This window comes from Olsenella sp. oral taxon 807, assembly GCF_001189515.2.
Lineage (GTDB): Bacteria > Actinomycetota > Coriobacteriia > Coriobacteriales > Atopobiaceae > Olsenella_F.
Genome location: NZ_CP012069.2, coordinates 863,052 through 884,932, shown reverse-complemented (window position 1 = coordinate 884,932; position 21,881 = coordinate 863,052). Strand labels below are relative to the sequence as shown.

Below are 21,881 nucleotides of genomic sequence, written 5' to 3'. Positions count from 1 at the left end.
CTGGTCGCATTGAAGCCTCGCACGCAGCCGGCATAGTTTGAAAGATTACTCACTAACTTTTGAAAGAATACCCGCTTGCTTGGCCCGGCGACACCTATGCAACCTGAGTCCACATCGTGCACACAGTCGGGACCCGTCTTGCGACCGCGCTCAGCGATCCGCCTCGAGCAACCCCCTCTTGTACTCGTAGGCGGCCGCGATGATCTCGCAGCAGCCCTGCCTTCCGAACACCGAGCGGTCCACGATGAGGTCCTTGTCGGTGTACATGTCCCACTTGCCTGCGGAGTATCGGGTATAGAATCGCTCGCGACGGTGCTGCATGCGCCTCACGAGCACGAGCGCGTCGTGCGTGGAGAGGCCCCTCTTGTCACCCACGATCCTGACGCGGCACTCAAGCGGCGCCGTCACGAGCACCGAGATCAGGTTGGGGTTGTCACGCAGAATGTAATCAGAGAGGCGCCCCTCGATGATGCAGCTCTTGCTACTTCCAAGGTCGAGTATGACCTGCTTCATGGCCTTAAAAAGCTTGTCGGCACCCGTACGCTGGTCCGTCGAGTCGGGCAGGAAGGCCAGAGGGCCACGCTGGGTGCGCTCGTCGTAGGCAGCCGCCTCGTCCACGTCCACGCCCATACGCCGGGCGGAGCGCACGAGCAGCTCGTTGTCGTACAGGGGAAGCCCCAGGTGCACCGAGAGGAGCTTGCCCACCTCATGGCCCTCGGCCCCATAGTCACGGGCGATCGAGATGACGATGGGGTCCCTGTCGCCGTGACCTCCGGCGACATCTGTACTGTGACGTGCGTCGATGTAGCTGTCGCTCATGTCGTTCCCTTCGAAGACAGACGTGTTGGTAGAGGACTTCGCCTTGGGTCAGGCGGCAACAATACGTCGCTGGTAGGCACGGACAGCCAGCGAGATGGCGAAGTTCAAGACGAAGTAGGTGAGAAGGACGAAGCCATAGAGCAGAAGGATCTGCTGGAGCGTGGAGGCCTGGCCCATGACGACGGCCGAGTTCCTCATGAACTCATGGACGTCGATGCCACGCAGGTACGAGGTGTCCTTAATGACGGTCGTGCACTGGCTGAACAGCGCCGGCACGATCATCTTGAACACCTGGGGCAGCACAATGAGGCGCATCGTGGCAAAGAAGCCAAAGCCCTGGGACTGGGCGGCCTCAAACTGCCCCTTGGGCAGGGCGTTGAGCCCCCCGCGCACGATCTCGGCCATGACGGCCGAGGTGAACACCGTAAAGGCGAGGATCGATATGAGGACGTTGTCCCCCTGTATCGTGAAGCGGAATATCAGGATCCAGAGCAGGTTGGGCGTACAGCGGAAGAGCTCTATGTAGGCGCTCACGATCCAGCTGAGCCAGCGGAGCCTGCCTGTGCAATACGTCTTCATGAGTGCGAGGATCGTGCCAAAGATGATAGAGAGTCCTATGGAGGCGAGTGAGATGACGATGGTGTTGAACAGGCCTTGGAGCATGAAGCTCACGTTGCTGGCGGTGAAGATCTCCATCTCTACACCCCCTTGGTGCCCGTGGCAGCGACAGACGCGCGTCCCTTGGCTTGCTTGCCCGCCCTGGGCGTCTGCTTGCTGCGAGCCTCGAGCCACGTGATGAGCATGGCAATGGGAAAGCAGATGAGGAAGTACAGGACGCAGCACACGACGTAGCCCTGCAAATATCCCGTGTCGGCGACGATGATGTCTGACTGGTACATGAGGTCGCCCCCGGCTATCAGCGCGAGCACCGAGGTATTCTTCACGAGGTTCAGCGCCTGGTTTGCCAAGGGCGGCAGGATGATGCGGAAGGTCTGGGGCAAGATGATGTAGCGGTACGCCTGCACCCGCGAGAAGCCTTGGGACTGGGCGCCCTCCATCTGCCCGCGCGGTATCGCCTCGATGCCGGTACGGATGACCTCGGCCACGTACGCGCCGTGATAGAGACCGACGCACACGACCACGAGCAGGAAGGGAGCTATCCTCACCACATGCTCGGCGCCCATGGCAGCCTGCAGTATCATGGGACCTGCGGTGTAGACGAAGAACACCTGCACCACGATTGGCGTGTTCTGGAAGAACTCGACGTAGACGCGGGCGATGGCACGCAGCGCCCCCGAGCGCGTGGTCGAGAGGACGCCCAGCAGCGTCCCCACCACGAGCGAGAGGACAAGCCCCAGAAGCGAGACCCCCACCGTAAAGAGGAACCCCTGCCACAGGAGGTCCGCGTTGGCGAGCGTCGCAGCCCACCTGTCAGCGTTGGCAAGTTCCATGCTGTCAGCCCCTTCCTAGAGCAGGCCGTAACGCTCGGCGAGCGCATCGATGCTGCCGTCTGAGACCATGCGGGCGACCACCTCATCGCAGAGGTCCGAGAGCTCCGTCGCTTGCTTGTTGGTACAGACGCCGTAGCGCTGCTCCCCAAAGACAAGGTCGGGCTCGAGGAGCTCGTTGCTGTCGTTAAAGTAGCCCCCCAGGATGGAACGGTCGATGGCAAACACGTCGATGTTGCCCGAGGCGAGAGCTGCGGCGAGCGTGGGATAGTCGAGATACTGCGGGTAGCTCACACTGATGTCACCAAGGCCCTGGTCCTTGAGCATCTGTTGCATGAGCTTCTTCGTGTTGGCGCCCTCACCAACGCCGACGATCCTACCATCGAGGTCGGCGAGGGTCTTGAGGCCCGAGGACTTGAGGACGAGCATGCCAATGGAGTCCGTGTAGTAGGGATCGGTGAAGTTCCAGGACCTCTTGCGCTCCTCTGTGATCGTGTAGGTTGCGCACACAAGGTCCACCTGGCCCGAATCGACGAGCGGGCCTCTGGTCTTGGCTGTGACGCCCGTGAAGTCAACGAGGCCCCTCTCCTGCGCCTCGACCGCCGTCACGGAGAAGAGGCGCGCCGCGATCTCGTAGCAGATGTCTATCTCCATCCCACGAAAGGTACCCGTGGCGGGGTCCTGGTAGCCATATCCCGGAACATCGGTCTTGACACCACACTTGAGGCGACCACGGGTCCTTACGGCAGACACGCCGTCGGCGGCGCTGAGCGAGCCCGAGCCGGCACAGCCCATAAGCGAGAGACCCGCCGAGGCCACAGCCAGTATCGTGCCCACGAAGGAGCGCCTCGTAAGGGTTGGTGGACATATGGCGTCACGCCCCGTGCCGCCCTTGCCACCTGCAAGGCCCACGATGCCCATGATCCCGAAGTCGCCTTGCTCTCGACTGTTCTGCCTCATGTCCCCTATGCCTCCTCTTACTTGAGGATCTTGTCGAGAAACTCCTGGCAACGTGGGTTGTCAGGATGGGTGAAGAAATGCTCGGGCGTACCCGTCTCGAGGATCTGGCCGTCATCCATGAACACCACACGATCAGCCACCTGACGCGCGAAGCCCATCTCGTGCGTCACGCAGACCATCGTGATGTTCTCTTGGGCCAGCTCGACCATCACGTTGAGGACCTCGTTGACCATCTCGGGGTCTAGCGCACTCGTGGGCTCATCGAGCAGCATCACGGGCTGCTTCGTGCAGAGCGCCCGTGCGATGGCGACACGCTGCTGCTGGCCACCCGAGAGGTTCTGGGGACACTCGTCCGCCTTATGGGCAAGGCCGACGCGCTCTAGGTTGGCGAGTGCGGTACTCTCGGCTTCCTCGCGACTCTTGCCCTGCAGCCGTATTGGCGCGAGCGTGAGATTGCCCATGACGGTCATGTTGGGATAGAGGTTGAACTGCTGGAACACCATCGAGGTATAGGTGCGCGTAACCTCAAGGTGATTCTTGCGCGTGAGGAGCGTACCTCCCACGCGCACCTCACCGCTCGTGGGCTCCTCGAGCCAGTTGATGGAGCGAATGAGGGTCGACTTGCCCGAGCCCGATGGGCCAATGAGCACGACCTTCTCACCCTCGCGCACGTTCAGGCTCACGTCCTTGAGGACGTGTAGGTCGCCGAAGTACTTATCGAGATGGCTGATCTCTATCATGTCGGCCATATGTATCCCTCCTCACTGGACCCATCGCGCCTTTCGCGACTCGGTCTCGTGGTGGTCGCTGGCAGGCGAAGCCTCAGTCGCTCACGGCTACAACGCCGCCTTAGTCCATGGCATACGTTTTCCATCTGTCCTGTCGCCCTTAACCGATCTAGGCAGAAAACCATAGCTATTCTAGACGAGTTGTCGCATACGCGTCGTGACGACGCGCGGCGCGACCCTAAGGTTTATCGGCGCGTCACCATCCCGAAACGCCCTGATGTGCCTCCCGCCACCCTACACCCGGCAATGACGCCTGAATCAACGCCGACAGAGGGACAGGCACGCGCCCTTCGCCACCCCGCACCTTCTTCGTGTACACTCTACGTACGACGCTCGTAAGGCACCATAGCCTTGCAGCAGGAGGCCAGAGGACCGCACAGAGAGAGGATAGTGCCATGGAGGGAAGCGTCTACATCGCCGCATCCGCAACCGTCACGGGCGACGTCTCGATGGGAACGGATAGCTCTGTCTGGCACGGAGCGGTCGTGAGGGCCGACTGCGCCCCCATCATCATCGGCGCGAGGAGCAACGTGCAGGACAACGTCACCATCCACGTCGATCCTGGCTTTCCGGTGCATGTCGGTGAAGGGGTCTCCATTGGCCACAACGCCATCGTGCACGGCTGCACGGTCGGCGACAACACCATCATCGGCATGGGCGCTATTCTCCTCAACGGTGCGAGGATCGGGCGCGACTGCATCGTGGGCGCAGGCGCGCTCGTGACCCAAGGGACCGAGATACCAGACGGTAGCCTCGCGTTTGGCAGCCCAGCACAGGTGAGGAGGGCGATGTCTCCCGATGAGATCGGACGCAACCGTGACAACGCGCTCGAGTACGTGCAACTCGCACAGAGAGAGCTGCCCCTTCGCTCGAGCTAGGAAAGCGACGCCCTCAGAATTGTGCTGGGTACGAGACGCCACATGCGCACCGAATGGTCGCTTCGTCGCCACCGAACGTCCGGAGCCTCGTGCCCCAAAACCTGTGGGACACAGACGCGAGAGAGTCTACCGCTTACAGGCGCTCAGCGATACTGCGCACGAGCCTGACGGTGTCATCCCAGCCAAGGCAGGCATCGGTGATCGACTGTCCATAGACCCCGCCGCCCACGTCCTGGCTGCCACCAACGAGGTAGGACTCGACCATGAGGCCACGGAAGAGTCTCGCGATGTCTGAGCTGCGGCGCACGGAGTCAAGGACCTCCATCGCGATGCGCCCCTGCTCGCCAGGGCGCTTGCCGGAATTGTCGTGGTTGCAGTCAATGATGACGGCAGGGTTCTCGTAAGCAGCCGGATCGTAGGTCTCAGCAAGGCGCTCCAGGTACTCGAAGTGGTAGTTGGGATAGTTCACACCGTCGTCACCCACGTACCCGCGCAGGAGGGCATGCGCGAGGGGGTTGCCCGTCGTCTCAACCTCCCAGTTGCGAAAGATGAAGGTCTGGCGGGCCTGAGCGGCATGTATCGAGTTCAGCATGACCGCAGTGGAACCGCCCGTAGGGTTCTTCATGCCCACGGCGCCACAGACGCCGCTCGCCACAAGACGATGCTGCTGGTTCTCCACCGAGCGGGCCCCCACGGCCACGTAGGAGAGCAGGTCTATCAGGTACTGATAGTTCTCTGGATAGAGCATCTCATCGGCAGTGAACATGCCCGACTCCTCCACCACACGCAGGTGCATGTGACGGATCGCCTTGACGCCCTCGAGCAGGTCGGGCGCGCCGTTCGGGTCTGGATTGTGAAGCAGGCCCTTGTAACCCGTACCCTTCGTGCGCGGCTTGTTGGTGTAGACGCGCGGGATAAAGAGGAGCTTGTCCGCAACCTCCTCCTGAAGGCTCGCGAGGCGGACCACGTAATCGAGCACCGAGTCCTCGCGATCTGCAGAGCACGGGCCCATAACGAGCAGGAGGCGAGGATCCTCTCCTTTGATCACAGAGGCGACGGCCTCGTCGAAGCTGCGCTTTTTGTCCGCAAGATTGGCAGGAAGGGGCATCTCCTCGCGAATCTCTTGGGGAATGGGTAACCTGCGCTTGAACTTCATCGCCATTGAATGCATCCTCCTAGCCCTCAACCACCTGTGTTGGTCGCGTGCATTATGCCACGTGTTTGCCTCGAGTGGTCAAGACCGTCTCAGATGTTGCAGAATCGTAAGGCACGGCATGGACACACCTGAGCATCAAGTCACACGAAGCAACTCGTCTTGACCCGACAACATGCACCTGCAGCCTGACGACATGCGTCCACAGGAAGACCAGCGAGTTGTGTAAGCTTCGGGAAACCGCTATGGCTGCGCGCATTTGCGCAAGAATAGGACATGCATAGAGAGAGGGAGGGCGTATGGCCTGCACAACCATTCTCGTCGGCAAGAACGCAAGCTACGATGGGTCGACCATCATCGCGAGGAACGAGGACTCGCCTGCGGGCCAGTTCACGGCGAAGCGCATGAAGGTCATCCTTCCCGCCGATCAGCCTCGCCACTATCGCTCCACCATCAGCCATGTGGAGATTGACCTGCCTGACAACCCCTTGCGCTACAGCTCGGTCCCGGACGCCTGCGCATCAAAGGGCATCTGGGCGGCGGCAGGCGTGAACGAGGCTGACGTCGCAATGACCGCGACCGAGACGTTGACCTCAAACGAGCGCGTGCTTGGTGCCGACCCCTTGGTCGAGCTCACAGAGGCCAAGGGCAAAGAGGGTGAGGCGGGCTATGTGGGCGAGCAGAGCGGCGGTATAGGCGAGGAAGACATGGTCACGCTCGTCCTCCCCTACATCCGCTCGGCCCGCGAGGGTGTCAAGCGCTTGGGTTCGCTCCTCGAGGCGTACGGTACCTACGAGATGAACGGCATCGCCTTCTCGGACGTCGATGAGATCTGGTGGCTCGAGACCGTGGGCGGACACCACTGGATCGCGCGGCGCGTGCCGGATGACTGCTACGTCACGATGCCCAACCAGCTTGGCATCGACGAGTTTGACCTCGCCGACGCCCGTGGCAAGAGGTCCGAGTTCATGTGTTCTGCCGATCTCGAGGCATGGATGGGCGAGCATCATCTCGACTTGACCATCACCGCCCGCACCGCAGGCGAGGCAAAGGACAGCAAGACAGACGCAGCAAGAAGCAGTGAGGCAGGCGCAACTGGGACGCGCATCTTCAATCCGCGTGACGCCTTTGGCAGCCACTCCGACGCCGATCACGTCTACAACACGCCGCGAGCTTGGTCCATGCACCGCTACCTTGCACCTCACGGTGGTTGGGATGACCCCGTCGGGGCCTTAGGACCCGAGTCGGACGACCTTCCCTGGTGCAGGACCCCCGAGCGCAAGCTCACGATAGAGGACGTGAAATACACGCTCTCCCTCCACTACCAGGGAACGCCGTTTGACCCCTACGGACGGCTGGGCAGTGATTCTACACGTGGGATCTACCGCCCCATCGGCATCAACCGCAACAACTTCCTCGCCGTCCTGCAAATCAGGCCCTATGCTCCTGCGGGTAGCAGGGCGCTCCAGTGGATGGCCTTTGGCTCCAACATCTTCAATGCGCTCGTACCCCTCTTCGCCAACGTGAACGAACTGCCCGAGTACCTCTCGAACACCGAGGAGGGGCGTGTCTCAACCGAGAGCCTCTACTGGGCAAGCCGCCTCATCGCCGCTCTGGCTGACGCACAGTTCTCGCTCAACACCGCCCACATAGAGCGCTATCAGCTCGCCGTGGGCTCGAAGGGCCACGCATTGGTGGCAAAGGCAGACCGTGAGGTCGCGAAGCTCACTCGCGCGGATGCGGCGGCACGGCTCGCAACAGCCAATGAGCGGCTCGCCGCCATGCTGCGCGACGAAACCGACCGACTCCTCTTCAACGTCCTCTTCACAACGAGCGAGAACATGCGAAACGCATACTCGCGAAGCGACGGATAGGCGCGCAAACACAGGCAGCTGCCCAAGAGGGAGCAAGAGCCGCTACAGCAATCGAGGTAAGCCCATGGAAATGACCCAACAAAAGCAAGGCCTCACCAAGGAGGGACGGCAGTACTCGACGGGCGAGGAGATCGCCAACTCGGTCTCGCACGGGGTAGGCGTGCTCCTCTCCATAGCAGCGCTCGTGCTGCTCATCCTACGGGCGATGGACCATAAGGAGGTCGCCCACCTTGTGGCGGCCCTCCTCATGGGAATCTCGCTCATCCTTGAGTTTCTCTTCTCGACGCTCTACCACGCACTCGTGCCCAAGAGAGCCAAGTCGGTCTTTCGCATCCTCGATCACAGTGCCATCTATCTGCTCATAGCCGGAAGCAACGCGCCCTTTGAACTCATAACCCTCGCTGATCGCGGTGGCCTGCAGCTCACCTTTCTCATCTGGGGCATCGCAATCGCCGGCGTCATCGCCGAGGTACTCCTCAAAGAGAGGCAGCCCCACTGGCTTTCGGCCCTCATCTATCTCGCAATGGGCTGGTTCATAGTCTTTCGCATCACGGACCTCTATGAGCTGCTGCCACCGCCCGCCTTCATGCTCCTCGTGGCCGGAGGCATCTGCTACACCATAGGCGTCGGCTTCTATGTGGCCAAGAAGGTTCCCTACCTGCATTTTATCTGGCACCTCTGGGTGCTCGCAGGTGCCATCTGCATCACGCTCTCCGCGCTGCTCTACGTGGTCTAGCCACTTGCGGAGAACGCGCGGCTGCGCCAAGCAGGGTGTCCTATGCCAGCTCGGCGATAAGTTCGGCGGTCGAGACTATCTTTGAGCCGTAGCACTTCCTAAAGTGCTCGAGGGCGCCCTCCTGCGTCCCACAGAGGAACGTACGGGTGGCATCCTCGACAACGATGGAATCGTACCCCAAGAAGTAGGCATCGCCAAGCGTGTGAAGCACGCAGATGTTCGTGTCCGCACCGATGGCGATAAGATGGGTCACGCCCAGCTCGCGCAGGGTGAGGTCGAGGTCAGTGCCAAAGAAGCCGCTATAGCGACGCTTGGGGATGATGAAGTCCCTCTCTCCGGAGCCTGCCTTGAGGGCGGCGATCGGTGCAGTCTTGCCGGCAATGCCATGCTCGCCCCACAACTCGAGCTCCCTGTCGACGCCCAGTATGTGGGCGTCATCGCAAAAGATGATGGGGAGGCCAGCGGAGCGTGCAGCATGGGTGACCTTCACGCAGTTTTCGTTCATGGTCTGCTCGTCGGGTGTGGGTCGATAGACGCTGTCGGCATCCGTCCCCTCCAGCACGTCGATGACCAAGAGCGCCGTGTGCTTCCTGTCGATTTGCATGGGACCACTCCCTCACAGCTCACCCACCAGTGTCCTATCCAGCATGCGCAGGTACCTGCCCATCTGTGTCAAGAGCACCCACCCGCACATGCACGCCTCATCAGCGTAGCGAGATGCCCATGAGCCATCCCCAGCGCGGCGTCACCGTCGTACCATAGTAGGCAATCCAGTCGTTCAGGGACTGGGTAGTGATGGAACCGACGTTTTGCATGACCATACCGTTGCCTACGTAGATGCCAATGTGCCCGTAGATGCGCCCCGCCGTGGAGTGCCTGTGCGTGGAGACCGCGACGACCATGCCCGGCTGAAGGTAACCCTTGTTGGAGCTGGTGCACCAAGCGTTGTACATATCGTTCGCGTTGCCCGAGGCATAGCCGTAACCAGCATTAGCAAAGACCCGACTCACCCACATGGCACAGAGACCGCCACCCGGTGATGGCGTCGAATGGCAGCAGTTGATGACCCTCTGCTGCGCGCCGGTCAGGGAGCCACCGGGGTTGACCGTGCCTGTGGTACCCCTGCTACCCGAGCCTCCGCTACTACCTGAGTTTCCACTCCGTGAGCTCGTCCGTCTCCGCTCTGCTTCTGCGGCCTCCGCAGCTTCTGCAGCTTCTGCGGCCTCACGGGCGGCCCGCTCCTGGGCGGCTTTTTCCTGAGCCATCTGCTCCAGTTGGTCATCACGCTGCGCCATGAGCTGCTTCACCTGGTCAGAGAGACCAGCCAAGGTGGCGTTGACCTCCTCCTGTTTGGCCTGCATGGCCTGCATCTGCTGCTGCTGCGTCTGACTGAGCGCCTCGAGCTCGGCCTTCTGGTCCTCAAGCTCGGCCTTCTTCTGGGCGAGTTCCTCCTTGACGGTCTTGACCTCCTCGATCATCCTGCGATCGCTGTCGGAGATCTTGCCAAAGTAGTAGATGCTAGAGGCGAGGTCCTCGAGACTCGTTGAGTTCAGTATGATGGAGAGGATATTATCGTCACCATGCTTATAGGAGCTTGAGAGACGCTTGGCTAAGCGGTCCTGCTTCTCCTCGAGTTCCTTCTGCTTCCTGTCGATCTGCTCTTGCGTGTCATCTATCTCGCCCTGCTTGTCCTCTATCTGGGCGAGGGTCTTGGACTGCTCCTCGGCAAGGGCCTGGTAGTCACGGGCAATCTGGTCAAGCTGGGCCTGCACCTGCTCAACCTGAGCCTGCGCATTGTTGAGGTTGGCCTCGGTCTGTGCGAGGTCCGAGGCTGTATCGGCAGTCGCCACCGAGGGCGTCAGGGCAGCCATGGTAGCGGCAGCCATCATGAGCTTGAGCGCTTGTCTGCGCGTGAGGTCGTTGAACTCCAAAACAATCCCCTTGTCCATTTGATATGCAGTTGGAGCACCCATACGCCTAGACGGCATGTCCAGAGCCAGACACCGTGCAGACAGATATGGCAGCACACAGAATACCACCTTTGGTCTTATATTCGTTCTCCGAGATACTGGCCAAGGCTTTGACACAAGCAGGGCACATACTTCTTGCAAGGCTTTGGGTAAGGATCCGGCTAGGCAGTATGCTGTGAATCTTCGCGCTTCAGATTCCTTATCAAATGACTTCAGCGAGAAGAGAAGCTTGTGCCACGCACGTGGCATTGCTCCAACAAGCGCTACGACATCCCCAGCATTGGATAAAGTTCCTCGCAACCTATCGGACACGGGCACATCGAAAGGCAGGGTGAGATCCATGACCACGACTACCACAAAAAGACGCTCGCAGTACAAGAACGAGACGGCAACACGCCTGGTCACCTTCGATGGCGATAGACTCCTGCGCCAAATTGGCGTCGCCGTCGTGACGGGGGCTCTCACGCTCTCGATGATCCCGACGGCAGCCCTTGCCGAAAGCAGCTCGGCAAGCTCTACGAACACGGGCTCCACCACAAGCAGCGCTCAGCCGCAGGCGCCTTCCGGCGACTCCCAGGGCAGCAGCACCCCTCCGGCCCCGCCCTCAGGTGGCAGCAAGGGAACGGCTCCCAACACCCAAGGACAGCCACCGAGCGATCATGCCCAGCCTCCCTCTGGCAGCATGAGCCAGGGACAACCTCCCGCCGGCAGCATGGGCGGCGCGAACACCCAAACTTTTGACTATACGGGAAGCTACACCGGCGCACTCACGGCCGACGGCGAAGAGGTGCGCTCTGACGGCAACAGCGCGTCTGCGACCGAGAGCGACCAGAACGCGCTTCTTGCCAAGGGTGGCGGCACGCTTGTCGTGACAGGCGCGAGTGTAGACAAGTCCGGCGATGATAACAACGGCGACAACTGCAACTTCTACGGCCTGAACTCGATCGCTCTCTCCGTGGGCAACGGCAGTCTTCTCAAGATCTCGAGCTCGAAACTGAGTGCAACGAGCGAGGGCTCGAATGGCGTCTTTTCGACCGACTCGGCGACCGCCTACGTGCGCGATAGCTCCATCACGACCTCAGCCGGCAACAGTCGAGGCCTTGACGCAACCTACGGCGGCACCATACTTGCCGATACCCTCGACATCTCCACGCAGGGCGATCACAGCGCGGGCGTCGCGACCGATCGCGGTGGCGGGAACATCTCGCTCACGAACTCCACCATCAAGACTGCCGGCTCGGGCTCCCCCTTGCTCTACTCGACGGGCAACATCGAGTTGAACAATGTCACAGGCAGTTCCTCAGGAAGCCAGATTGCGGGCATGGAGGGTCTGAACACCATCCTCATCAACGACTCAACGCTCGAGAGCACCCAGAACGGGAAGACCGCGAGCGACCCCATTGCCGACGGTATTATCATCTACCAGTCCACCTCAGGGGATGCCGAGACCGCTACGGGCAAGACTGCGACCTTCCAGGCGGTGGGCTCCACCCTCAAGAGTGCCATCGCGTCCGGCTCAATGTTCTACTTCACGAACACGAAGGCGGACGTGGTGCTCAAAGACACGACGCTTGACTTTGACTCCACCGCCGCCAACCTCATCCTAGCAGCAGGCAACAACTCAAACAACTGGGGCAGCGCAGGATCAAACGGTGCTGCGGTCAGCTTTACGGGTATCAGCCAGACGCTCTCGGGCACCGTGGAGGCCGATACGATCTCGTCAGTCAAGCTCTATCTTACAAGCTCGACGACGTGGACCGGCGCAGCCACGGTACGTGACAACGAGAGCGCGATCGACTCCGCTAAGACCGAGGCGCCCATCACGGTCAACGTGGACGCAAGTTCAACCTGGGTCGTAAACGGGGACTCCACCGTCACGAACCTCGCGGTGGCCGATGGCGGCAGGGTCGTCGACACGTCAGGTGCAAACGTCACCATCAAGGACGCGAGCGGAACCGTGCTGCGCGAGGGGAGCTCCAACGTCACGCTGACCGTGACCGGAAGCTATTCGACGAGCTATGACGCAGATGGCGCAGGAAGCCTCTCGAGCGACCTCATCGATCGCAGCGCCTTTGACAACGAGTACGGTACGAGCACCGCCTTTACGCTGGGAGCCGATGCGCAGACTTCGGCGTCGTCCTCTACGTCCGTCGGCGCGTCCACCTCGACGGAGAACAGCGGGCAGAGCTGGTGGGACGCCATCGTGAGCTGGTTCAAGGGACTCTTTGGGCTCTCGTGAGCTCCGCCAATAGTGTACACGAATCGCGAAGATCATCAGGACTGCGGCTGGTTGGAGCGATTCGTGTACGTTTCTGCGCCCATGCGTGACATGCCATGGGAGCAGATAAGGCGAACTCTAAGCCTGAGTTCCTGGCACCTCCTGAGCCCACAACTGGCAGCCTGATGGTACCCCGGCCTGGCCCAGGGCGCGCCATCAGCAAGGCCCTCTGCCCAGACTGCGCCTATCCGTGCGGTCAGGCCTCAGGCCGAGGCCTGCCGACTCTGGCGCAACCCCCCTGCGGCTTGGCGGGCGGTTGCCCGAGCGCATTTGTCCAGTTGGGCCACTCTCTAATCGGCATGACGGCTGCGGGTTCGGAGTTCGTCCCGGCCAGCACTGCCACTCGGCCCTGAACGTACTAATATGGCACGCTCGATGCCGAGTGGCAGTGTACGGCGCACTGCCGCTCGCTCCCGGGCGTACCGGTCGCACTGCCACTCGACCCTGATCGTACCGATGCGGCACGCTCGATGTCGAGTGGCAGTGTACGGCGCGCCACCCAGCACGCTCACCACCGAGTGGCAGTGCGAGTCGCACTGCCACTCGACCCTGAACGTACCGGACGCACTGCCACTCGACCCTGATCGTACCGATACGGCACGCTCGATGCCGAGTGGCAGTGTACGGCGCGCCACCCAGCACGCTCGCCACCGAGTGGCAGTGTGAGTCGCACTGCCACTCGACCCTGAACGTACCCGACGCACTGCCACTCGGCCCTGAACGCGCCGCCCCATACGTTCACCGACGAGTGGCAGTGTACGGCGTGCCGTCAAGTGAGGGTCATCAACGTGTTCCACATGCCCCCAAGCGCTCTGACGGCGTGCCGCCTCATGCCGGCCTCTCTCCTGAGGAGCTCCAGGAGCTGCCCTTGCCATGCATGCCCAGCTTCCTGGGGTCCCGCGCCCTATAGGAGTAGACATAAGGCTCTTCGGGGGTTCGTGTGGGTTGACGCCTCGGCGAATCGCGTCGCAGCAGTGTACACAAGTGCCCCACTCTGCAACCGGCGGCTCACGGAAAGGCGCGCTCTGCACCGGCGACGCCACCGCGACGTGACCGAGAGGCGCACTCTGGGCGGGAGACCTCACGGAAAGGCGCATTCTGCGCGTGGGCCCCACCAAAGGGCGCGTTCTGCATGTGGGCGGTGGTTGCGCCGAGAGCCTGTTTTCGCCGATCTGCGTACACTCCTGCATACCCACGTCTGCCCGCCCGCGCAACCGGGCGGGGCCACGGGTCCCACGACATCGAGGGGCCCGTGGCTCCCGTGATGCCAGGGCGCTCGGACCTGAGGTCCATGCCACCGGGGCGGTGACGCAACCGCCTACCCACACGAGCTCACGAAGCCTCAGACATAACCGAGAAAATCGACCGATTGCCAGGGGTTCTAGCAGGGGTAAACACTCATTGGCCCCTCGCGGTTTTTAGTGGGTAGCACAGAGGGACGTCTGGGGAAAACGTAGCTTTCCTAGCGGCGGGGCGGTATCATTCTGCACGAAAGTTGACGAGCGTGTGGAGGTGTCGTGATGAGTCCCGAGATGAAGATGCTGGCAGCCCTCGTGTCCAAGTCGCCGGACCTGGGCGACGAGTGGACCGTCGTGGATGTCGAGATGAGAAGATGCGGGCCCGATCCCGACGAGCTGCACGTCTACGTGGAGCGGACCCCCGGCCACGCGATGAGGTGCCCCAGGTGCGGGGCGATGCACGGGGTCTACGACACGCGCGAGCGCACGTGGCGCCACCTGGACATATGGCAGCACGAGACCTACATCCACTGCAGGCTGCCGCGCCTCGACTGCGACGAGGGCGGCCCGGTGACCGCAGAGGTCCCGTGGGCGGATCCCGACGCCAAGCACCTCGCCGCCCTCTTCGAGGCCCAGGTGCTGGTCATGGCGATGTCCTCGATGCCCGTGAGGGGCATAGCGGGGGTGATGCGCGAGCACGACACGAGGATCTGGGCGATGCCCGACAGGATCGTCGCCAAGGCCCATGCGGAGGCCGACTTCTCGGGCGTGACTGACGTCGGCGTCGACGAGACGGCCAGGAGGCGCGGGCACAACTACCCGGCCAGCTTCGTCGACCTCGGGGGCGAGCGGGTCATGGTCTGCGCCCTCGGGCGCGACGCCGGCACGGTCGCCGAGTTCGCCCGCGAGCTGGCCGAGCACGGCGGCGACCCGGAGGCGGTGAGGGTCGTGACCTGCGACCTCTCGCCGGCGTTCGCCAAGGGCGTCTCCGAGCACCTGCCAAACGCCGAGCGGGTCGCCGACCGCTTCCACGTGATCCAGCTCGCGACCAGGCAGCTGGACAGGGTGAGGTCCGCCGAGGCAAGGGAGTCGAGGGAGAAGAGGGCGCTCCTAGCCAGGACCAAGTACATATGGCTGAGGAACGAGGCGAGTCTCACGGAGGGGCAGGCCGAGAGGAAGCGCACGCTGTCGAGGGAGCACCTCAGGACCGCCCGCGCCTGCGCGATGAAGGAGGCGCTGCAGGCGGTCTACGACTGCGGGGCCAGGGACGACGCGGGGTCGGAGCTGGACGCTCTGTGCAGCTGGATCATGCACTCGAACGTCCCCCAGATGAAGACGGTCGCCAGGACCATACGGGAGCACAGGGCCGAGATCCTGAACTACTTCGACCACAGGCTCACCAACGCCGTCCTCGAGGGAATGAACTCGGTAATCCAGTCGGCCAAGAGGCAGGCACGAGGGTTCAGTAACTTGGAGTACTTCAAGACCATCATCTACCTAAAACTAGGAAAGCTACGTTTTCCCCAGACGTCCCTCTGTGCTACCCACTAAAAACCGTGAGGGGCCCACTCATTCTGCGTCTCCCTAACCTCGTCACCATGAGACCCCTACCCTTACGCTCATCAATCGCCAAGGACCATGAGCAAGCAGAGCGCAAGGGCGATCCACGGCCCCCAGGCAAAGCTGCCCTCGGGGTACGCCGCAATATCATCTTGCGCCTTCTTATTGGCACACCGAGCCAATACCCACCGAATGCCAAAGAATATGACACCAAACACGCAGGCGAGCATAACTGCCACGATGCACCTTCTCCACCCAAGGCAGAAGGCAGTGACAGCAAACAACTTTATGTCTCCTCCGCCGGCGCTCTCCTTGCCAAGCACATAATCCATGATCAGGGTAAATAGCAGGAACGCGGCACCAACCACCACTGCCTGGATAAGCAAGAAGAAAAGCTCTTGGAGCGCCTGGCCAGGTGGCACTCCATTGACGAGAGAACGCACCATGACGTGCGCCGCATGTATCAGTATGATCGCCAAGATGCTGACGTTGGGTATGGTCCTCTCGCGCAGATCCTTGATACTCAGGTATACGAGTGGGATGAGCAGACAGGCAACCTCAAGTATTCGTCCAAGCAAAGAAATCCCAATACTCACCCGTGCACCTCATCCTCACGTGCGGGCGTAGCCGCGTTCGCGCCTAGACCTCCCCCTATAGCTACAGTGTCCACGTCCACCTTAGCATGACGTCGAGACTCCTGGCCCTGAACCCGACCAAAAGAGCCGGCAAGGTCACACATCCCCAAGCAGCTCCTCCCACGAACAGATGGGAAACCAGCGCACGTGTCTACCACGACGCCACCCCTACCAACCAGAGCACACGCGCGACCGCGTGCCCGTCGCTATTGTACCAACCTCTACGTGAGATGCTCGCACGCCGTTTCCCACCATAGGACATGCGAGCTTGACACGCCACCCATCGCCATCTTGGGTTGCCCACTTCTTGTTCGTATGCTCTGTGTCGCCCAACGGGTACCCTTACAGCATGGCGTTGGAATTGCAAGTTACACAGATGCGAGTCGACGGGAGCTCAGGCGCATGGAAACACGCGGAAACGAGGACACAAGTACTGTCATCGCCACCCTCGGAGAGATCCCCCTGTCCGCGCAAACACACATGGACCGCAAAGAGCGCATGGCACTGGCGCAAAGGAGCGCACGACGCTCGAGTATCGCATCGGCAGCTGCGGCAAAAGCCCCTGCCTGGGCACGCACACAACTCCCCGTCCTTCGCAAGGTCAGGCTCTTCTCCGGTCTCAATGAGGATGAGATCCTCGCCGCACTCCCCTGCCTCGGGGCACGTGAGCGAAGATACGACGTCGGCGAGCGACTCTTAAACGCAGGAGACGTTACAAGCCACGTGTTCGTTATGCTTGAGGGCCAGATCAACATCATCCGCGAGGATTGGTGGGGTAACCGAAGCATCGTCTCGATCGACGGACCGAGTGACTCCTTCGCCGAAGCGTACGCGTGCACACCGGGATCCAGACTCACCGTGTCAGTCGTCGCGACACGCAAGGTTCGGGTGCTCACGTTCGAGATCCGTGCGATCATGGAGATATGCAGGGCCTCCTGCCCCTTCCATAACCGACTCATGCAGAATCTTGTCTCGACCATAGCCGAGCAAAACCTGCGTCTCAACGACATGCTCTCGTTCGTCACCAGGCGCACCACCCGAGAGAAGCTCCTTGCCTATCTGGGTGCAGAATCGCAGCGCCAAGGCTCGCGCAGCTTCACGATACCGTTTGACAGGCAGCAGCTAGCCGACTTCCTGTCCGTAAACCGAAGCGCCGTCTCTACCGAGCTTGGCAAGCTGCGCAAGGATGGCATCATAGACTTTGACCGGAGTCACTTCACGCTGCTCGACTCCAATCCACTCACCCTATAGCTCCCTGCGAGAGGCAGGCCGAGCGGCATACAGAAGGATGCAAAGGGCCAGCCCGAAGGCTGGCCCCGTCGTTCCAATCGCACGAAACCCCTTCCCTTGGACGCGGCGCTATACAGGCACTACGCCCCGAGGGAGGATGTCCGTCGGCTAGCTCCAGCCCTTGCCGTCGGAGCCAAACTGCTTGATGAGCTCCTTGGTGCGCGCGACGATGGCGTCACGGCCAGGCTTCATGAGCTTGCGGGGGTCATAGCCCTTACCCTCTTTGTCAGCGCCGCTCTCAATGTACTTACGCGTCGCGGCCGCAAAGACGAGCTGAAGGTCGGTGTTGACGTTAACCTTGGAGATACCCTCGGTGATGGCCCTCTGGACCTGATCGACGGGAATCCCGCTGCCGCCATGCAGGACGAGCGGCAGGTCACCGGTCTTGGCCTTGATCGCCGCTAGACGCTCGAAGGACAGGCCCTCCCAATTGTCTGGGTAGATGCCATGGATGTTGCCGATACCGCAGGCGAGGAAGTCGACGCCTACGTCGGCGATCTGCTTGCACTGCTCGGGGTCGGCAAGCTCGCCGCGCGAGGTCACGCCGTCCTCGGTGCCGCCGATGCCGCCGACCTCTGCCTCGACCGAGATGCCCCTGTTGTGGGCGGCCTTGACGACCTCGGTGGTGTGGTCGAGGTTGGTCTGGAAGTCCTTCTCATGAGAGCCGTCGTACATGACGGAGGTGAAGCCTGCGTCGATGCACTTAAAGACATCCTCGAACGTGCCATGGTCGAGGTGCAGGGCAACGGGGACAGTAATGTTCTTGATCTGGACGAGATCCCTCACGATGTCCGCGACGACCTTGAAGGAGGTCTGCCACTTGGCTGCCCCGCTGGTGCACTGAATGATGACGGGAGACTGGAGCTCCTCAGCAGCATCCAGGATCGAGGTAGCCCACTCGAGGTTGTTGGTGTTAAACGCCCCCAGGCCATAGTGACCTTTCTGGGCGCTTTGGAGCATTGCAGTTGCACTGACAAGCATACGAACCTCCAATGAACGGTGTGAGAGTACCTGCAACTCCTATCATACTCCTCAAAGCGCGAAGGATGGGCGGCTATTCTGCGAGGAGTGGCACGATTTGTCCAAACGTATCATTGCCCCGTAGTAGCGACAAAGCGGGGGTTCTGTCATGAACACGGGTATATATCGTGAAATCGCACGATACTCGCTCGCAGCACCCGTCATCGAGGTACAACAACATCAGTTCAAGGCATCCGCCACACAGGCCAGCTCGCAGAGGGAAAACATGCCCGAGGGAAGGGGAGGCCGTCTTGGCCGAGACTGCAAACGCACGCATCACCACTACTGACACCAATCTAGAGGATGGTGAGGACAAGAAGCTCTTTGATGATCTCTCGTTCTCTACCGTCATCGCAAGCGCACTCGCCGCAATAACCTCGTTTTTGCTCCAATCACAGATCGGCCTCACAGGCTCGCTCATCGGTGTGGGCGTGGCTGCCGCCGCATCCGCCCTCGCCTCACAGGTGTACAAGTCGGTGCTCTCGGCATCGGCGAGCAAGATAAAGGACAACCTGACCTCCGACAGTACGGGCCAAGACAGCATGAAGTCTGGCAAGACGCGTATAGCGGGTGCGGGAATGACCCATGTCAGGCAGAAGCCCATTCCCAGCTGGCAAAAGGACGATGCCGACAAGACGACTGTGACCGACGGAACTCATGATCTGTCGAGCACACGCATCGCTCCCGACACTATTCGAGGCGCCGTTGCAAAACGCAAGTCCGACACCATGAAGAGGCGCGCCGCGATCTTCACCGCCGTTGTGGCGATCATCGCAGTACTCATCTACGCCGCCGTCGTCACCTTTGCGACGCAAGGCAAGGGCATTGGCAGCACCCCCACAATCACAGAGTCCTCACCCAGCGAAGAGCCCTCGACACAGGGTACGACGAATGGCACGGGACAGACCCATGGTACAGGCACGACCAGCGGGCAGGGCAACAGCGCTCCAAATGCCAATCAGGGCGCAGACGGGGGAACTGCGGCAGACACGGGCTCTAGCACCACGGGCTCGACAGGCAAGACGGGCGATACTGCCCCCGCGCCAACGACTCCCACCTCGACGACCGGAAACACCGGCTCGACCGGTACGGGGAACGCAGGAACATCGGGCAGCACGACCGGTACGGGCACGTCCGATACCAACTCCAACTCAAATTCTGGATCGGGCACGAACCATAACGGCACGGGCAACTCAAACGGGTCTGGGAAAGGTTCCACCAACTGGGGCGAGAACCCTGGGTCAACGGGGTCCGGCGGCCAAGGATCATCCGACACGGGTTCTGGCTCAAAGAACGGGTCCGCTGGCTCTGCAGGCGGCAACGATGGTGGCAGTGGCACCTCAACGGACACAGGCAACTCAAACTCCTCCAATGGCTCTAAGGCCAGGCCAAGCAGCACGATCAACGCAAACAGCCCACATTAGAGTCAAGGCATAGCCGCAAAAGAGGCGTCGCGACCGTGCGCATGGGTGCGCACGGTCGCGACGTAAGTGTGAATTATACACTTTGGGAAGGTAGAGTGAATGGTCAGGAAGGTGAAGTGAGTGGTTCACTCACATCGAGAGTATCTTCAGTAAGTCTCTGACCTGCACATATGCAAGTTAGTACTTGTAAACTTCATCTCTGGGGACCGGAAAAATCACTCACTTCGCGACCACAAGGCAGGTGCAGGAGCCAGCCTAGAGCCGGCGCAGGGCATCAACGAGCGCGGTCTTTCCCTCGGTCCCCTCGTCCTTCATCTTGATGATCGCGGCGGGGCAGCCCGCGACGACCGCCGCCCTGGGAACATCGTCCACGACGACGGCCCCGGCTGCGACGACAGCTCCCCTGCCAACGCGGACACCCTCGATGACGACGACGTTCGCACCGATCATAACGTCATCCTCGATGACGACAGGGGTGGCGCTCGCCGGCTCGACGACACCTGCAAGGACGGCGCCCGCACCCACGTGACAGCGCGCCCCGACGATGGCGCGACCGCCCAGGACAGCTCCCATGTCGATCATCGTTCCCTCACCGATGACGGCACCGATGTTGACGATCGCGCCCATCATGATAACTGCGTTGTCACCTATCTTTACCTTCTCGCGGATGAGAGCGCCAGGCTCGATGCGCGCGTTCACGCCCTTGAGGTCGAGCAGGGGTACGCCTGAGTTTCGCCGATCGCTCTCGACCACGTAGTCCAGGATACGCCCATCCTCGCTCGCCCCCTCGAGCACCGGGGCAAGCGAGGACCAGTCCGCGAAGACGATCCTGCTCATGCCCTCACCGAAGACGTGGGCATCCTGAGGGTAGCTGACCTGTGCGCCTGCCGCCTCCCTGACATAGGCCTTGACCGGCGTCCTCTTGGGTGAGGTGGCTATGTAGTCGATGATCTCGCGTGCGTCCAAGCGAATCCCTCCTTTATTCCTTTATGTCTGTCAGGTGCGGTGCGATGTCTATCAGGTGCGGTGCGCGCCGCCAATGGCGTGAGACGGCGCTCGTAGGTGTTTACGAACTCAGCTCAGCCGAGCATGAGCTCGTCGAAGCTATAGTAGCCAGCAGGTCGCATGAGCAGACGCCTGGCTGCAGCTATGGCACCGCTCACGAAAATCTGGCGACTCGTCGCGCGATGCGTGAGGCAGAGCTCCTCGTCGGTCCCGAAGAAGTGCAGCTCATGGGTGCCCGAAACACTGCCCCCGCGCAGGCTGTGCATGCCTATCTCGTGCTCGGGGCGCACGCCCACCATGCCCTCGCGGCCATAGGTCACGCGTGCCTCACCACTGGGATCCACGGCAGCGAGAAGGAGCTTTGCCGTACCCGAGGGGGCATCGACCTTCTGGTTATGGTGGGTCTCGACGATCTCGACATCAAAGCTCGGAAGGGCCTTTGCGGCCTCGGCGGCAAGACGCCTCAGGACCGCCACGCCAAGCGAGTAATTTGCGCTCCACACGACGGGCACCCTCGTGCCCAATGCTCTGATGCGGGCCAGTTCCTCATCAGAGAAGCCCGTCGTGCCGCTCAGGAGTGCCGCGCCCGTGCGCCTCGCATAGGCCAGCGTGTGCGGCAGTGACGCCTTGTTCGAGAAGTCGATTGCCAGCTCTGCGGCCGGGGCAGCGACGTCAAGCTCTGTCGCGCTCGTGACGTCGTAGGTACCTAGAAGCTCAAAGCCGCTGGCAGGGAGCGCCTCGGCAATGAGCTTGCCCATCCTGCCCGCGCCGATGAGCACGACCGTCCTTGTCCTGTCTGCCACAA

The 21,881-nt window shown here is 61.5% G+C and carries 19 protein-coding genes; 7 read left to right on the top strand and 12 right to left on the bottom strand.

Annotated features, from left to right (window positions below; translation table 11 throughout):
- Positions 1 to 150: 150 nt before the first annotated feature.
- From ADJ70_RS03730 to ADJ70_RS03710, 5 genes are read right to left on the bottom strand one after another with little or no spacing between them, the layout of a single operon-like run.
- Positions 151 to 819, bottom strand: coding sequence for an AAA family ATPase (locus ADJ70_RS03730; RefSeq protein WP_050343602.1), 669 nt, complete (start codon positions 817 to 819; stop codon positions 151 to 153).
- A gap of 48 nt (positions 820 to 867) precedes the next feature.
- Positions 868 to 1,515 carry an amino acid ABC transporter permease gene (locus tag ADJ70_RS03725; protein WP_050343601.1) on the bottom strand — a complete coding sequence of 216 codons (648 nt, stop codon included), beginning with the start codon at positions 1,513 to 1,515 and terminating at the stop codon, positions 868 to 870.
- Between the two features lie 2 nt (positions 1,516 to 1,517).
- The gene (locus ADJ70_RS03720) at positions 1,518 to 2,270 is read right to left on the bottom strand and encodes an amino acid ABC transporter permease (protein WP_050343599.1); all 753 of its coding nucleotides are present in this window, start codon (positions 2,268 to 2,270) and stop codon (positions 1,518 to 1,520) included.
- Positions 2,271 to 2,285: 15 nt separating this feature from the next.
- Positions 2,286 to 3,227 (bottom strand): transporter substrate-binding domain-containing protein, encoded by a 942-nt coding sequence (locus ADJ70_RS03715; protein WP_050343597.1) that lies wholly within the window; start codon positions 3,225 to 3,227, stop codon positions 2,286 to 2,288.
- 17 nt (positions 3,228 to 3,244) lie between these two features.
- Positions 3,245 to 3,976 carry an amino acid ABC transporter ATP-binding protein gene (locus tag ADJ70_RS03710; RefSeq protein WP_050343594.1) on the bottom strand — a complete coding sequence of 244 codons (732 nt, stop codon included), beginning with the start codon at positions 3,974 to 3,976 and terminating at the stop codon, positions 3,245 to 3,247.
- Between the two features lie 434 nt (positions 3,977 to 4,410).
- Here ADJ70_RS03710 and ADJ70_RS03705 point away from each other — a divergent pair, with 434 nt between their 5' ends.
- On the top strand, positions 4,411 to 4,893 hold the full coding sequence (locus tag ADJ70_RS03705) for a gamma carbonic anhydrase family protein (RefSeq protein WP_050343593.1): 483 nt from the start codon (positions 4,411 to 4,413) through the stop codon (positions 4,891 to 4,893).
- A 133-nt stretch (positions 4,894 to 5,026) separates the two neighbouring features.
- Here ADJ70_RS03705 and ADJ70_RS03700 read toward each other — a convergent pair whose 3' ends face one another.
- On the bottom strand, positions 5,027 to 6,055 hold the full coding sequence (locus ADJ70_RS03700) for a 3-deoxy-7-phosphoheptulonate synthase (RefSeq protein ID WP_050343591.1): 1,029 nt from the start codon (positions 6,053 to 6,055) through the stop codon (positions 5,027 to 5,029).
- A gap of 290 nt (positions 6,056 to 6,345) precedes the next feature.
- Here ADJ70_RS03700 and ADJ70_RS03695 point away from each other — a divergent pair, with 290 nt between their 5' ends.
- The gene (locus ADJ70_RS03695) at positions 6,346 to 7,920 is read left to right on the top strand and encodes a C69 family dipeptidase (RefSeq protein ID WP_050343589.1); all 1,575 of its coding nucleotides are present in this window, start codon (positions 6,346 to 6,348) and stop codon (positions 7,918 to 7,920) included.
- Positions 7,921 to 7,984: 64 nt separating this feature from the next.
- Positions 7,985 to 8,656: a hemolysin III family protein gene (locus ADJ70_RS03690; protein ID WP_050343587.1), complete on the top strand. Its 672-nt coding sequence runs from the start codon at positions 7,985 to 7,987 to the stop codon at positions 8,654 to 8,656.
- A gap of 40 nt (positions 8,657 to 8,696) precedes the next feature.
- On the opposite strand, the gene ADJ70_RS03685 is transcribed toward ADJ70_RS03690, so the two are convergent.
- Entirely contained in the window at positions 8,697 to 9,260 is a 564-nt protein-coding gene (locus tag ADJ70_RS03685; RefSeq protein ID WP_050343585.1) for a cysteine hydrolase family protein, read from the bottom strand.
- Positions 9,261 to 9,360: 100 nt separating this feature from the next.
- The gene (locus ADJ70_RS03680) at positions 9,361 to 10,587 is read right to left on the bottom strand and encodes a hypothetical protein (protein ID WP_216597312.1); all 1,227 of its coding nucleotides are present in this window, start codon (positions 10,585 to 10,587) and stop codon (positions 9,361 to 9,363) included.
- 379 nt (positions 10,588 to 10,966) lie between these two features.
- Between ADJ70_RS03680 and ADJ70_RS03675 the strand changes: the two genes are divergently transcribed.
- On the top strand, positions 10,967 to 12,865 hold the full coding sequence (locus ADJ70_RS03675; protein WP_050343582.1) for a hypothetical protein: 1,899 nt from the start codon (positions 10,967 to 10,969) through the stop codon (positions 12,863 to 12,865).
- Between the two features lie 1,559 nt (positions 12,866 to 14,424).
- Entirely contained in the window at positions 14,425 to 15,693 is a 1,269-nt protein-coding gene (locus tag ADJ70_RS03670; RefSeq protein WP_050343580.1) for an ISL3 family transposase, read from the top strand.
- 71 nt (positions 15,694 to 15,764) lie between these two features.
- Here the strand turns inward: ADJ70_RS03670 and ADJ70_RS03665 are convergent, their stop codons facing one another.
- Complete coding sequence (locus tag ADJ70_RS03665) at positions 15,765 to 16,298, bottom strand: A24 family peptidase (protein ID WP_083443790.1); 534 nt, start codon at positions 16,296 to 16,298, stop codon at positions 15,765 to 15,767.
- A gap of 441 nt (positions 16,299 to 16,739) precedes the next feature.
- Here ADJ70_RS03665 and ADJ70_RS03660 point away from each other — a divergent pair, with 441 nt between their 5' ends.
- Entirely contained in the window at positions 16,740 to 17,588 is an 849-nt protein-coding gene (locus tag ADJ70_RS03660) for a Crp/Fnr family transcriptional regulator (protein WP_253273226.1), read from the top strand.
- A gap of 147 nt (positions 17,589 to 17,735) precedes the next feature.
- Here the strand turns inward: ADJ70_RS03660 and fba are convergent, their stop codons facing one another.
- Positions 17,736 to 18,608: a class II fructose-1,6-bisphosphate aldolase gene (fba, locus tag ADJ70_RS03655; protein WP_050343576.1), complete on the bottom strand. Its 873-nt coding sequence runs from the start codon at positions 18,606 to 18,608 to the stop codon at positions 17,736 to 17,738.
- A 290-nt stretch (positions 18,609 to 18,898) separates the two neighbouring features.
- Here fba and ADJ70_RS03650 point away from each other — a divergent pair, with 290 nt between their 5' ends.
- Entirely contained in the window at positions 18,899 to 20,071 is a 1,173-nt protein-coding gene (locus tag ADJ70_RS03650) for a hypothetical protein (protein ID WP_050343574.1), read from the top strand.
- 255 nt (positions 20,072 to 20,326) lie between these two features.
- Here ADJ70_RS03650 and dapD read toward each other — a convergent pair whose 3' ends face one another.
- Together dapD and dapB are read right to left on the bottom strand one after the other, a co-directional pair.
- A complete protein-coding gene (gene dapD / locus ADJ70_RS03645; RefSeq protein ID WP_083443789.1) occupies positions 20,327 to 21,037 on the bottom strand; it encodes a 2,3,4,5-tetrahydropyridine-2,6-dicarboxylate N-acetyltransferase in 711 nt (236 codons plus the stop codon).
- A 113-nt stretch (positions 21,038 to 21,150) separates the two neighbouring features.
- On the bottom strand, positions 21,151 to 21,879 hold the full coding sequence (dapB, locus tag ADJ70_RS03640; protein WP_253273225.1) for a 4-hydroxy-tetrahydrodipicolinate reductase: 729 nt from the start codon (positions 21,877 to 21,879) through the stop codon (positions 21,151 to 21,153).
- Positions 21,880 to 21,881 lie beyond the last annotated feature (2 nt).